The sequence below is a fragment of the Streptomyces olindensis genome, from assembly GCF_040645895.1.
Classification (GTDB): Bacteria; Actinomycetota; Actinomycetes; order Streptomycetales; family Streptomycetaceae; genus Streptomyces; species Streptomyces olindensis.
The window spans coordinates 188306-201266 of sequence record NZ_JBEYZD010000001.1 but is presented as its reverse complement, the minus strand read 5'-3'; the positions used below and the strand labels follow the sequence as shown (position 1 = coordinate 201266).

The window sequence follows — 12961 nt, the reverse complement described above, 5'->3', positions numbered from 1 at the left end:
GTCTCCCTGTGGTCCGCCCCGCCTGTCTGACAGCGCTGTCATCTCTACGCAGTGGATCTGCGTGTGTCAAGTCCGTCCGGCGGCCACCGGCCGGGCTTCAGCTGCTGGATCCCCCGCATCGTGCGCGCGCCTCCCGGATGATCCGGTCGGCGGTCTCCTCGGGGGTGAGGGCCGAGGTGTCGAACCACCAGCCGGCGTCGCCGAGCTCGCGCTTCATGGCGGCTTCCAGGTCTTCGTAGCCGTCGAAGTAGAACCGCTCGCGTGGATCCCGGAGGGTGTTGCGGTACCGGCAGACCTCGATGCCCGGTGCGAGAACGACGAACAACACCTGTCGGGCCGGGAGGAGGGAGAGGAAGAAGTCCAGCTGCCGGCGGTCGGGGATCACCCAGTCGATCACGGGCGTGAAGCCGGCGTCGGAGAAGTTGTTCGCCAGCGTGCACAGATTGCGGTTGCACAAGTCCACCTGCCGCGCCGCCTCGTCGGCGGGCTCCCCCAGGGCCCCGACGCGGCCGCCGACGACCAGCCTGCTGACGAAGTCGCCGTCGAGCCGGGCGGAGCGCGGCAGGCGCTCGGCGACGAGCCTCGTCACCGTCGACTTCCCGGCCCCCGGCATCCCCGTCACGATCAGGCAGTCCGCGTTCTCCGCAGTGATCATGCCGGCCATCGTGGCAGCGCGTCCGGACCCCCGGCAATCGCATTTCGGTTCCGCGTCTCGTCGAGCACCGTCCTGACCGCCGATCGTGTCTCGGATTCCGCACAGGAGTGGAATCTTCCATTCTGCGATGATTCGGAATCCCGATTCATAAATGTGCAGATCTTCGTGGTTGCTCGTTTTCTCCGGAACAGGCCTGCGGTCCCAGTCGTCTCATGGGGTGTGGCGCGCTGAGCGCCTTCACCGGAAACACGGGGGATTCACATGAGCGATCGTCGATTTGCCGCGCGCGAGGCACGGACCCGGGCCGCCGAGGTCGAGTTCGAGCGCGACATCGCGTTACCGGCCGCCAACGGGGAGGAGTCGGACCACCCGTTCGTGGCCAACTACTCCAAGGCCCTGCCGCACAACAAGTTCGGCGAGGTCGACCCGGCCGCCTACCACCTGCTGCGCCGCGCGCTGGCCACCGGCAGTTACGAGGACTTCGAGCGGATCCCGCTCGGCGACAAGCGCAAGCTGGTCAACCCGCAGGCCGGCGCCTCCTTCGACCTCCAGGGCCCGGACGCCCAGGCGCTGACCATCGCACCGGCACCGCGCATCGACAGCGCGGAGCATTCCGCCGAGGCGGTCGAGCTGTACTGGATGGCCCTGTGCCGTGACGTGCTGTTCACCCGGTTCGGCGACAGCGAACTGGTCGCCGAGGCGGCCACCGAACTCAGCGGCCTGTCGGACTTCCGGGCGCCCAAGCAGAACGGCCGGGTCACGCCCCAGACCGTCTTCCGCGGCGACACCCGGGGCGACCTGGCCGGGCCGTACGTCTCGCAGTTCCTGCTCAAGGACATCCCGTACGGCACGCTGCTGATCCCGCAGCGCCAGGACACCCTGGTCCGCCCGGTGGACCACCTGACCACCTGGGGCGACTGGCTGGAGGTGCAGAACGGGTCCGAGCCCGAGCCGGACGAGCGTGACTTCACCCGGCGGCGCTACATCCAGACGCCCCGCGACCTGGCGCACTACGTCCACTTCGACGCGCTGTACGAGGCGTACCTCAACGCCGCACTCATCCTGCTCGGCGCGAACGCGCCGGTGGACCCGGGCAATCCGTACAACTTCTCCCGCAACCAGATCGGCTTCGGCACGTACGGCGGCCCCCACATCCTCTCGCTCGTCACCGAGGTCGCCACCCGTGCCCTGAAGGCGGTCTGGTTCCAGAAGTGGTACGTGCACCGGCGGCTCCGGCCGGAGGAGTTCGGCGGCCGGGTCCACCAGCAACTGCGCGGACAGCGTGAGTACCCCATCGACTCCGAGGTGCTGGACTCCGTCGCGGTGAAGCGGGTCTTCGAGCAGTACGGCAGCTACCTGCTGCCGCAGGCGTTCCCCGAGGGCAGCCCCACCCACCCCGCCTACGGCTCCGGACACGCCACGGTGGCGGGGGCGTGCGTGACGATCCTCAAGGCGTGGTTCGACGAGTCGCACGTCCTGCCCGACCCGGTGGTGCCCAGCACCGACGGCACCGCCCTGGAGCCCTACGCCGGCCCGGACGCCGACCGGCTCACCGTCGGCGGCGAGCTCGACAAGGTCGCCGCCAACATCGCCACCGGCCGCAACATGGCCGGCGTGCACTGGCGCACCGACTTCACCCAGGCGGTGCGGCTGGGCGAGGAGATCGCCATCGGCCTGCTGCGCGAGGCCAAGGAAGTCACCCTGGAGCAGGCGGTGTTCACCCTCAGCCGGTTCGACGGCACCACCATCACCGTCTGACGCCTCGGACCTCGCCGCCACGGGACGCCCGCGAAGGCGGCCGACGGGCGATCAGCCCAGCGCGTCGAGAGACCGCAGGATGTCGGCCGGTTCGGCGCGGGTGGTGTAGTCGGTGGAGACGAAGGCCCAGCGGATCACGCCGTCGCGGTCGATGACGTAGCTGGCCGGCAGCGGCAGGGTGCGCGGGTGGCCGGCGTTGACGCGCTGGAGGTCGAAGCCGAGCTTGTCGTAGACGGCGGCGAGGTCGTCGGGGAGGTCGAAGGCGAGGCCGTACTGCTTGGCGGTGTCGGAGCCGAGGTCGCTGAGGACGTCGAAGGCGAGGTCGTGCTTCTCGGTCAGGGTGAGGGACTCGTCGGGGATCTGCGGCGAGACGGCCACCAGGCGAGCGCCGCGTGCGGTGATCGCCCCGTGGTGCTGCTGGAGGTGGCGCAGGGCGATGTTGCAGTACGGGCACCAGGCGCCGCGGTAGAAGGTCAGGACCACCGGGCCCTCGGCGAGCAGGGCGTCCAGCGACAGGGTCTGCCCGGTCGCGGAGGGGAGGTTGAAGCGTGGGGCCTTGCCGCCCACGGTCAGGGCGCGGTCGGCCTGACCGGAGTCGGCGAGTTCCCGGCCGGCCCGCCGCATGATCTCCCGGATCTCGGCGGGGATCTGCTGCTGACGTGCTGCGTAGAAGGTGCGCAGTTCGGCGTTGAGGGTGGTCATGGTGCTCGCTCCTCCTGATGGGCGACTGGACCGCGACCGGACGCGACGAAGCGCCCGAGTGGTACCCGCGAGCAGATCTTGAAACGGTCGTTCCAAGATAAGCGAAAGGAGAGTATCTTGGAATCCCTATTTCAAGATGGCAGGGGTGACCATGCCGGACATCAAGCACTTCGACCCGGACGCCACCTTGGAGACCGTGGTGCGACTGTTCTGGCGGCAGGGCGTGGCCTCGACCGGGATCCAGGACGTGGTGACCGCCACGGGACTCAACCGTTCCAGCCTGTACGCCACGTTCGGCGGTAAGCAGGAGCTCTACCTCGCCGCGCTGCGCCGGTACCTGGAGCGGCGGTCCCAGCCGATGTTCCGGCGCCTGGCCGAGGACGAGCGGGGCCTGCCCGCGATCTCCGAGTTCTTCGGCAACCTGATCGAAGCACGTTGTTCGGGTGAGTACGCCCGTTGGGGCTGCATGGTCTCCAACGCGCACGCCGGGGCTGAGAACGGCGATCCCGAGGTACGTGCCGTCCTGGACCAGCACCACCGCGAGCTGCGCGAGGCGATGTACGCCGCCCTCGTCACCGCCGGCCGCGAGGGACAGCTCGCCCCCGGCGCCGATCCCGGAGCCGCCGCGGAGCTGCTGGCACTGCTCGCCTACGGCGTCAACCTGCGCTCCCGTGCCGGTGCGGATGCCGCGACGCTGAGCAGGACGGTGACCGCCGCCCTGGACTCGATCGGCGTCCGGGCGACGGCGTAGCGGCGTCGACGGTGCGGCCTTTCCCCTTCCGTGCCCCCGCCGAGAACGTACAGGCTGAAAACCCACCCGTGGGGTGGGGGTTGAGCTTGTACCCCCCATAAACCCGACCTGCCGCCCCTGACGCAGAGGCGGTTTCCTGGGATCGCGCCTCGGTCACGACAGCAACGACCGTCGCCCCTTTCCCACCGATCGAATATGGGGTCCACTCCATGGAACGTCGCACAGCACTCGGACTGATCGCCGGCACCGGCGCCGCCACCGCCGCCGCCTCCTTCGCGGCTCTGCCCGCCTTCGGTGAGGAGAACGGCCGCGCCGCGGGCGCCACAGGTCGGGGCGAGGCCAAGGGCGGCTACACCTTCGCACTGGACAAGAACGTCAAGCGGGCCTCGGTACGGTTCAAGAACCGCTACGGCATCGAGGTCGCCGGGGACCTCTACGTGCCGAGGAACGCCCGGGGCAGGCTGCCCGCCCTGGCGCTCAGCGGCCCGTTCGGCGCGGTCAAGGAACAGTCCTCGGGGCTCTACGCCAACGAGTTCGCCCGCCGCGGCTACGTCGCCCTCGCCTTCGACCCGTCCTTCACCGGGGAGAGCGGCGGCACGGTGCGCGACGTGGGCTCGCCCGACGTCTACACCGAGGACTTCAGCGCCGCCGTCGACTTCCTCGGCCTGCACAAGCTCGTCGACCGTGAGCGGATCGGCGTGCAGGCCATCTGCGGTCTCAGCGGCATGGCGCTCACCGCGGCGGCCGCGGACAGCCGCATCAAGGCGGTCGCCACGGCCTCGATGTACGACATGTCGCGCAGCATGTCCCGCGGCCACGAGGACTTCTACACGCGTGAGCAGCGCCAGAAGGTCGTGGACCACCTCAGCCGGCAGCGCTGGACCGACGCCGAGAAGGGCACCTTCGCGCGGGGATCCCACGAGGTGCCCTTCGACGAGAACGGCGATGTCGCTCCGTCGAACCGCGTCCTGCCCAAGACCCTCCCGGCGGACGCCGACCCGATCACGAAGATCTTCTTCGACTACTACCGCACCGAACGCGGCTACCACCCGCGCTCGATCAACTCCACGACCGCGTGGACCGCGACCACGCCGATGTCGTTCTTCGCCTTCCGGCAGATGACGAACATCGACCTGCTGGCGCCCCGCAAGGCCCTCCTGGTGGCCGGCGCGGACGCGCACTCCCTCTACTACTCCGAGGACGTGCGGAAGACGGCCCCCGACGCCGTCGACCTCGTGGTCGTCCCGGGCGCGGACCACGTCGACCTGTACGACCGCAAGGACCTCATCCCGTTCGACAGGCTCGACGAGTTCTTCACCAAGAACCTCGCCTGACCGGAAGCGAGCCCTTGGTCCCGTCCATGATCAGCCGGACAGGCCTTACGGTTTGTGGGTGACCCAGAGCAGTTCCGCCGGCCAGCGGTGTGCCCAGTCGGGTGGGTCCGTTTCGTTGTAGCCATTGGGTGTTCCGCGTTCGGGCCGCGGCTCGATGAGGTCGTCGATGACGAGCCCCGCGCCGCGCAGGACCCTGACCCAGTCGCCGTAGGTGAGCTGATAGCTGGTCGCGCCGTCGTCTTCGGCGATGGTGTGCAGCCCGAAGTAGTCCTGTTGCAGCGTCGTGGTCACGCGTGCGGCGGCCTCGTCGTAGCACGCTTCGAACCAGGGGCTGGCGACGTTGAACACCAGGCGCCCGCCTCGGCGCAAGACGCGTGCGGCCTGCGGCACGGCCAGGTGCGGCGGTGCCCAGCTGAGCCCACCGAAGTCGCAGAACACCAGGTCGAAGCTGTCGGCGGCGAAGGGGAGTTGTTCGGCGGCGCCCTGCACCAGGGGGTAGCGGGCCGCTCCCATCGCGCGGGTGGCTGCGGCGAGTTGGGCTTCGGACAGGTCGAGCCCGACCACGGTGGCGCCCTCGGCGGCGAGCGCCCTGGACCACTGGCCGGCGCCGCAGCCGAGTTCGAGGACGCGCTTGCCGGTGACGTCGCCCAGGGCGCGCAGGTGCGCGTCGGGGATGGAGTACATGCCCCACAGCCGGGGTGTGGCGCCGATGCGCGGGTCGTGCTCGTGCTGGTAGGCGCTGCTGATCCGGTTCCAGAACCGCCGGTTGGCGGGGATGCTGTCCACGGGCCGACTCCAGCACTGCCTGCCGGGGGCGGTCAACACGATTAGCCCGCCGTCCGCGTCCCGGCGCCGGGCAGCGGCGGCAGCGCCGTCTCCTCCACCCACGCCCGCACCAGCTCGTCCACCGGCTCGGTCGCGAAGCGGGCCACGTGGGAGGCGAAGGCCGCGGTCGTCACCGTGCCGCCCCGGTGCAGTTGCCCCCAGCCGCGCAGCATGCGGAAGAAGGCGATGTCGCCGAGCGCGCAGCGCACCGCGTGCAGGGCCAGCCCGCCGCGTTCGTAGAGCCGGTCGTCGAACATCGACTTGCGGCCCGGGTCCGCCAGCCGCAGGTCCTGCGGCAGCGACGACAGCGACCGGTGGGCGGCAGCCGCGTGCTGCTGCGCGGTACGCCCGCCCGAGCGCTCCGACCACAGCCACTCCGCGTACTTGGCGAACCCCTCGTTCAGCCAGATGTGCCGCCAGTCCGCGATGGTCACGCTGTTGCCGAACCACTGGTGCGCCAGCTCGTGCGCCACGAGCCGCTCCGAACCCCGCGCCCCGTCCACGTGGTTGGCGCCGAACAGCGACAGCCCCTGTGCCTCGACGGGCACATCGAGTTCCTCCTCGGTCACCACGACCGCGTACTCGTCGAACGGGTACGGCCCGAACAGCTCCTGGAACACCTCCATCATCTGCGGCTGGCGGGCGAAGTCACGTGAGAAGTCGCCCAGCAGACGGGCCGGGATGTGCCCGTGCTGCGGTACGCCGCCCGGCCCCGGATCGCCCAGCAGCACCGTCTGGTACTTGCCGATCGCCAGCCCGACCAGGTAGCTCGACGTCGGCGCGGACTGCTCGTACACCCAGGTGGTCGTGCTCGCCTTCGTCGTCCGGGTCAGCAGCCGTCCGCCCGCCACCACCGCGTACGCCGACGGCGTGGTGACGGAGATCTGGTACGACGCCTTGTCGGCGGGCCGGTCGTTGCACGGGTACCAGGACGGCGCCCCGATCGGCTGGCTGGCCACCAGCGCCCCGTCCTCCAGTTCCTCCCAGCCGAGCCCGCCCCAGGGGCTGTCGACCGGCTCGGGGTTGCCCGACCAGTTCACCTCGACCGTGAAGGCCGCCCCGGCACGGACCGGCTTGGCGGGGCGGACGCGCAGCCTGCCGCCGCGGTGCGTGTAGTGCGGCTGCCGTCCGTCGACCCGCACCCGTCCGATCTTGTAGTCGGCCAGGTTCAGCACGAACTCGGTGAGCGGTGCCCGTCCCGCGATGGCGTTGATGCGGGCCGTCCCGGACAGCCGGTTCGGGGCCGGGCGGTAGTCCAGCGCGAGCTCGTACCGGTGCACCCGGTACCGGGGGTCGCCGTGCTCCGGGAAGTACGGGTCCGCGCCCGCCACCTGCTGGACTGCCACTGCCGTCTGTGCTCCCTGCGCTGTGCCGCTGCCACTGTCCGCCGGTCCGTCGTCCTCCGGCTCCGAGTGGCCGGCGCTCAGGGGCGCCATGCCTCGATCGGGTTGCCGAGCCAGCGGGTGTCGTCGGGGACGGACTCCGCGGCCATGACGAGCGACGCGGGACCCAGGGTCGTACGGGCCCCGATCGTGCTGCCGGGCAGGACGATCCCGCCAGGACCCAGCGTCGCGCCCTCACGGAGGACCACAGTATCCGTCCGCAAGATCCGGTCGTGGAAGAGGTGCGTCTGGAGCACGCAGCCGCGGTTCACGGTCGCCGCGTCCCCGAGCGTCACCAGGTCCGTCTCCGGCAGCCAGTAGCTCTCCACCCACACGCCCCGGCCGATCCGCGCGCCGAGCCCGCGCAGCCACGCCGTCGTCACCGGTGTGCCCGGCACCGCACCGGCCAGCCACGGCACGGCGAGCACCTCGACGAAGGTGTCCGCCAGCTCGTTGCGCCACACGAAGGCGGACCACAGGGGATGCTCCCCGCTGCGGTGCCGCCCCACGAGCGTCCACTTGGCGACGATCGACACGAGGGCCGCGACCGCTCCCGCCGCGAGCAGCACGAGCCCCGACAGCAGCGGCGCCCAGGCCCCCAGCGCGCACAGCGCCGCCACGGTCAGCACGGCCAGCCCCGCCGAGCAGCACACCGGCACGATCCGGCACAGCTCCACGAGGGCGCGCGCCCACAGCAGCCGGGCCGGCGGTTCGTAGGTGCGGCTGCGGTCGCCGTCGGCCGCGGCGCGGGGCAGCCTGACCGGCGGCAGCCCCAGGTAGGAGCTGCCCTTCTTCGCCTTCTTCGGCGTCGCCGACAGCACCCCGACCAGGCCGCCGTCGGGCACGGACCGGCCGGGCGCGGTCATCCCCGAGTTCCCGAGGAAGGCCCGCCGCCCGATCTCGGCCCGCCCGATCCGCATCCAGCCACCGCCGAGCTCGTAGGGCGCGGTCAGCGTGTCGTCGGCGAGGAACGCGCCCTCGCCGACCGTGGTGAGGCTGGGCAGGGCGAGCACGGTCGACACCTCGGCGCCCCGCCCGATCCGCATCCCGAGCAGCCTGAGCCACACCGGCGTGGCCAGCCCGGCGTACAGCGGGAACAGCGTCTCCCGCGAGCGGTCCATCAGCTGGGTGACCGTCCAGGCCTGCCAGCCGATCCTGCTGTGCGTGGGGTGCGTGCCCTCGCGCAGCCCCAGACTCAGCAGCCGTACGGCCATCAGGATCAGCAGGGCGTACGCCAGCCCGTAGGCGAGCGTCGCCGGAACGAGGGCGAGCGCGACACCGCGCACGGTCACGTCCGGCGTGATGAAGGCGTGGGCCACGAGGAGCGCCGCCCCGCCCGCGAGCACCGGCAGGGCGCTCAGCGCGAAGCCCGTCACGCCGTACATCGCACGCCAGGACGTGCCCCGCGCCGGCCGTTGTTTCGGCCGGTTGCGCTTGGCCCTGCCCAGCTTGACCGCGGGGGCGCCCGCCCACCGCTGCCCGGTGGGGATCTGGCCGGTGACCGCCGAACCGGGCGCCACCTCGGCCCGCTTGCCGACCCGGGCGCCGGGGAAGAGCGTGCTGCGCGTGCCGACGACGGCGTGCGCGCCGACCTTGACCGGGCCGATCTCCAGCCGGTCGCCGTCCAGCCAGTACCCGGACAGGTCCACCTCGGACTCGACGGCCGCGCCCCGCCCCAGTTTGAGCATGCCGGTGACCGGCGGCAGCGAGTGCAGGTCCACCTCGGGGCCGACCTTGGCGCCCAGCGCCCGCGCGTACCGCTCCAGCCAGGACCCGGTCAGCGAGGTCGCCCCGCTCAACTCCGCGAGCCGTTCGGCGGCCCACAGCCGCAGGTGCACGCTGCCGCCGCGCGGGTACCGGCCCGGCTGCACGCCGCGCAGCAGCAGCCGCGCCCCGCCCGCCGCGAGGGCGAGCCGCCCGGGCGGGCTGAACAGCAGCACCGCGCAGGCCGCGACGAGCCACCAGGGGGCGGTCGGCAGCCAGGAGTAGGCGGGCAGCAGGTTCCCGAGCGCGGCGAGCGCCACGGTCCAGCGCAGTCCGAGCAGGGTGAACAGGGGGATCAGGGCGAGGAGCTGGATCGCCTGGGCGCGGACCGGAACGGGGGCGACGACCCGTGCGGCCCCGTCATCCTGCGCCGACTCCTCCAGCCGCCGGGCCAGTCTGCGCAGGCCGGGGTGCTGGTAGATGTCCAGGACGGCGGCGCTCGGGTAACGGGTGCGCAGCCGCGTGGTGAGCTGGGCGGCGGCGAGGCTGCCGCCGCCGATCGCGAAGAAGTCGTCCCGCGCGCTGGTCACGGGAATGCCGAGCACCTCGCTCCACTGCTCGGCGAGCCAGGCCTCGGTGCCGTACAGCTCCTCGACCGGGCCGGCGCTCTCCAGCCCCTCCAGCGGCCACGGCAGGGCGGCCCGGTCCACCTTGCCGCTGGTGCGGGTCGGCAGCTCGTCGACCGGCGCGAGCAACGGCACGAGCGCGGCGGGCAGTTCGGCCCGGAGTTTCCCGACGGCCGCCGCGTGGTCCCAGCCGTCCTGGGTGACGACGTACCCGACGAGCAGCTGGTTGCCGCTGCGGGCGGTCCGTACGGCGGCCGCGGCTCCGGCGACTCCCGGCAGCGCCTGCAACGCGGCGTCCACCTCGCCGAGTTCGATGCGCCGCCCGCCGAGCTTGATCTGCTCGTCGGCCCGCCCGAGGAAGACCAGCCCCTCGGGCTCCGCCTTGACGAGGTCGCCGCTGCGGTACGCCCGCGGCCAGCCCAGGGACTGAAGGGGCGCGTACTTCTCCGCGTCCTTCTCGGCGTCGAGGTAGCGGGCGAGCCCGACGCCGCCGATCACCAACTGGCCGCTGCCGCCCATCGGTACGGGTTCTCCGGCCTCGTCGACGACGGCCAGCTCCCAGCCGTCCAGGGGCAGGCCGATCCTGATCGGCTCCTCGCCGGTCATCAGCGAGGCGCAGGCCACCACGGTCGCCTCGGTCGGCCCGTAGGTGTTCCAGACCTCGCGCCCCTCGGTGACCAGCCGCTGGGCCAGTTCGGGCGGGCAGGCCTCGCCGCCGAAGATCAGCAGTCGTACGTCGTTGAGGGTCTCGGGCTCCCACAGCGCGGCCAGCGTCGGCACGGTGGACACGACCGTGATCTCCTGCTCGACGAGCCACGGCCCGAGATCGGCACCGCTCCTGACCTGCGCCCGCGGCACGGGCACCAGACAGGCGCCGTACCGCCAGGCGAGCCACATCTCCTCGCAGGAGGCGTCGAACGCCACCGACAGCCCCGCCATGACCCGGTCCCCGGGCCCGATCGGCTCCTCGGTGAGGAACAGGGCGGCCTCGGCGTCCACGAACGCGGCGGCGCTGCGGTGCGAGACGGCGACGCCCTTGGGCCTGCCGGTGGACCCGGACGTGAAGATGATCCACGCGTCGTGCTCGACGCCGGGACGCGCGGCGGCGGTGCCGGAGGTGCCGTGCGCGACGATCTCGTGCCCGGCGCCGATGACGGCCCGTACGTCCGCCTCACCGAACACCAACTCGGCGCGCTCGTCCGGGTCCTCGGCGTCGACGGGGACGTAGGCGGCACCGGCCGCGAGCACGGCGAGGATCGCGACGTAGAGCGCGTTGGTGCCGGACGGGACGCGTACGCCCACCCGGTCCCCGAGCCCGACCCCGGCCGCGTCGAGCCTGCGCCGCAGCCGCTCGACCTCGACGGCCAGCGCACGGTAGGTGAGGGCGGCCGTGCCGTCGTCCAGGGCGGGCTCGTCGGGGTACGAGCGCACGGACGCCTCGAAGACGTCGACGAGCGTGCGCGGGGAGGCCGCCGGGCCGCCGGAAAAGCGGGCCGTGTCGCCGAACTTGTCGCGGATCTCCTCGTCGAGCAGGCCGAGAGCGCTGCCCTCGTGTATGGCTGCCATCCGGTCCTCGCGTCTCGAACCCGGATGCCTCCGGGGCGCCGGCGGGTCCGCAGGTCTGCCTGGGGTTGTCCGGTCCAGCTCCTCAACAAGCCGGAAATCTTAGTACGAGGGGGATTTGGGCGCTTCGATACGCCGCTCCGGACGAGCCGTCCGGCCGTGACAGGGGGCCGGCAGACCGGCGTTGACCTGGTGATCTTCCGGGGAGCGAGACTTCCCCCACACCGTGCCGTTTCGTGCAGTTCAGTGCCGTTCCGTCAGCCGTGCTCGGGCTCCACGGGGAGCCACAGTTCGGCGTCGGCCTCGGCGGTGCCCGGCGACAGGCGGGTGCGCAGGATCTCGGGGCCGGTGCGGCTGCGGTACGGGTTCGACGGGAACCACTCGGTGAAGACGTCCCGCCACAGCTCCTGGATGGCCTGCGGCGCCGGACCGGAGGTCGTGAAGACCGCCCAGGTACCGGCCGGGACGGCCAGCGTGGTCGTGCCCTCGGGCGGGGCGGCTGAGGTGATCACGCCGTGGTGGTAGTCGAGTTCGGTGCCCTCGGCACGGCTGGGGTCCAGGTCGTCGCAGACCGCGAGGATGCCGTGCGGCTCCTGGTCCGACAGCTTCTCCAGGCGTTCCCGGGTCCGCGGGTCGATCCCGCGGACGAAGTCGATGATCGCCTGGTTCGGGCCCGTGTGCACCAGCGGTACCCGGGCCCTGAACCCGACGACGGTGAAGTCCGCCTTGTCCACGACGCGGTATCGCATGTCGCTGCTCCCTTCGATGGTGAGGCGGAAGGCCATCCGGGACTGGGAGCTGAGCGCGGCGCCGGTACGGCGGGCCTCGCCCGGTCCGATGCCGTGCATGGCGCGGAACGCCCGCGCGAACGCCTCGCCGGAGCCGTAGCCGTAGCGCACCGCGATCTCCAGCAGCGTCTCGCGTCCGGCGAGTACCTCGGCGCCCGCCAGGGTGAGCCGCCGGCGGCGGACGTACTCCGACAGCGGCATGCCCGCGAGCGCCGAGAACATCCGTCGCAGGTGGTACTCGGAGGTGGCCGCGACGCGTGCCAGCTCGGCGACGTCGAGGTCCTGGTCGAGATGGTCCTCGATGTGGTCCATGGCCTGGTTCAGCCGCTCCAGCATGCCCGGTCCCCTTCCTTCGGCGATCAGCACGCTACGCGGCACCCGCCCTGCCGGACCCGACATCCTGTGCCCGGTCCGGTCGGGTGCGGGGTGGCGGCCGTGGCAACCCGGTGGCGTCCGGCGGGGAAGTCGGGGAGGCTGGCGCTCATGGTTTCGGTGGTGCAGAACGTGGCGATCGACTGTGCGGATGCCTACGAGCTGGCCCGGTTCTGGAGCAGGGTGACCGGCCGGCCGCTGGATCCGGACGCCGAGCCGGGTGATCGGGAGACTCAGGTGCTGCTGTCCGAGGGGCCCGTGCTCTACTTCAACCAGGTGCCCGAGCCGAAGACGGTCAAGAACCGGATCCACCTGTGTCTGCGTCCCGAGACCTCGCGTGACGAGGAGGTGGAGCGTCTGCTGGGCATCGGCGCCACCTTCGTCGCCGATCACCGGAATCCCGACGGCTCGGGCTGGGCGGTCCTCGCCGACCCGGAAGGCAATGAATTCTGCGTCCTGCGCGGCGAGTCCGACCGGGCCGCGACGCGTTCCTGACGCCGC

At 71.8% G+C, this 12961-nt stretch carries 10 protein-coding genes; 4 read left to right on the top strand and 6 right to left on the bottom strand.

What is annotated here, in order from left to right; all coding sequences use genetic code 11:
* Positions 1-97: 97 nt before the first annotated feature.
* Positions 98-655: an AAA family ATPase gene (locus tag ABZ948_RS00905; protein WP_359756046.1), complete on the bottom strand. Its 558-nt coding sequence runs from the start codon at positions 653-655 to the stop codon at positions 98-100.
* Between the two features lie 261 nt (positions 656-916).
* Between ABZ948_RS00905 and ABZ948_RS00900 the strand changes: the two genes are divergently transcribed.
* Positions 917-2413 carry a vanadium-dependent haloperoxidase gene (locus tag ABZ948_RS00900; RefSeq protein WP_359756044.1) on the top strand — a complete coding sequence of 499 codons (1497 nt, stop codon included), beginning with the start codon at positions 917-919 and terminating at the stop codon, positions 2411-2413.
* A 51-nt stretch (positions 2414-2464) separates the two neighbouring features.
* Here the strand turns inward: ABZ948_RS00900 and ABZ948_RS00895 are convergent, their stop codons facing one another.
* Entirely contained in the window at positions 2465-3115 is a 651-nt protein-coding gene (locus tag ABZ948_RS00895) for a peroxiredoxin-like family protein (protein WP_359756042.1), read from the bottom strand.
* 151 nt (positions 3116-3266) lie between these two features.
* Here ABZ948_RS00895 and ABZ948_RS00890 point away from each other — a divergent pair, with 151 nt between their 5' ends.
* The gene (locus tag ABZ948_RS00890) at positions 3267-3866 is read left to right on the top strand and encodes a TetR/AcrR family transcriptional regulator (RefSeq protein WP_359756116.1); all 600 of its coding nucleotides are present in this window, start codon (positions 3267-3269) and stop codon (positions 3864-3866) included.
* Positions 3867-4075: 209 nt separating this feature from the next.
* Positions 4076-5200, top strand: a complete 1125-nt coding sequence (locus ABZ948_RS00885; RefSeq protein ID WP_359756041.1) for an alpha/beta hydrolase — start codon at positions 4076-4078, stop codon at positions 5198-5200.
* A 45-nt stretch (positions 5201-5245) separates the two neighbouring features.
* Here the strand turns inward: ABZ948_RS00885 and ABZ948_RS00880 are convergent, their stop codons facing one another.
* From ABZ948_RS00880 to ABZ948_RS00865, 4 genes are all read right to left on the bottom strand, one after another.
* Positions 5246-5986 (bottom strand): class I SAM-dependent methyltransferase, encoded by a 741-nt coding sequence (locus tag ABZ948_RS00880; protein WP_359756039.1) that lies wholly within the window; start codon positions 5984-5986, stop codon positions 5246-5248.
* A gap of 41 nt (positions 5987-6027) precedes the next feature.
* The gene (locus ABZ948_RS00875) at positions 6028-7371 is read right to left on the bottom strand and encodes a M1 family metallopeptidase (RefSeq protein WP_359756038.1); all 1344 of its coding nucleotides are present in this window, start codon (positions 7369-7371) and stop codon (positions 6028-6030) included.
* 77 nt (positions 7372-7448) lie between these two features.
* Positions 7449-11303 (bottom strand): Pls/PosA family non-ribosomal peptide synthetase, encoded by a 3855-nt coding sequence (locus ABZ948_RS00870; protein WP_359756036.1) that lies wholly within the window; start codon positions 11301-11303, stop codon positions 7449-7451.
* A gap of 254 nt (positions 11304-11557) precedes the next feature.
* Positions 11558-12424, bottom strand: coding sequence for a GyrI-like domain-containing protein (locus ABZ948_RS00865; RefSeq protein ID WP_359756035.1), 867 nt, complete (start codon positions 12422-12424; stop codon positions 11558-11560).
* A gap of 147 nt (positions 12425-12571) precedes the next feature.
* Between ABZ948_RS00865 and ABZ948_RS00860 the strand changes: the two genes are divergently transcribed.
* Positions 12572-12955 (top strand): VOC family protein, encoded by a 384-nt coding sequence (locus ABZ948_RS00860; RefSeq protein WP_359756033.1) that lies wholly within the window; start codon positions 12572-12574, stop codon positions 12953-12955.
* Positions 12956-12961 lie beyond the last annotated feature (6 nt).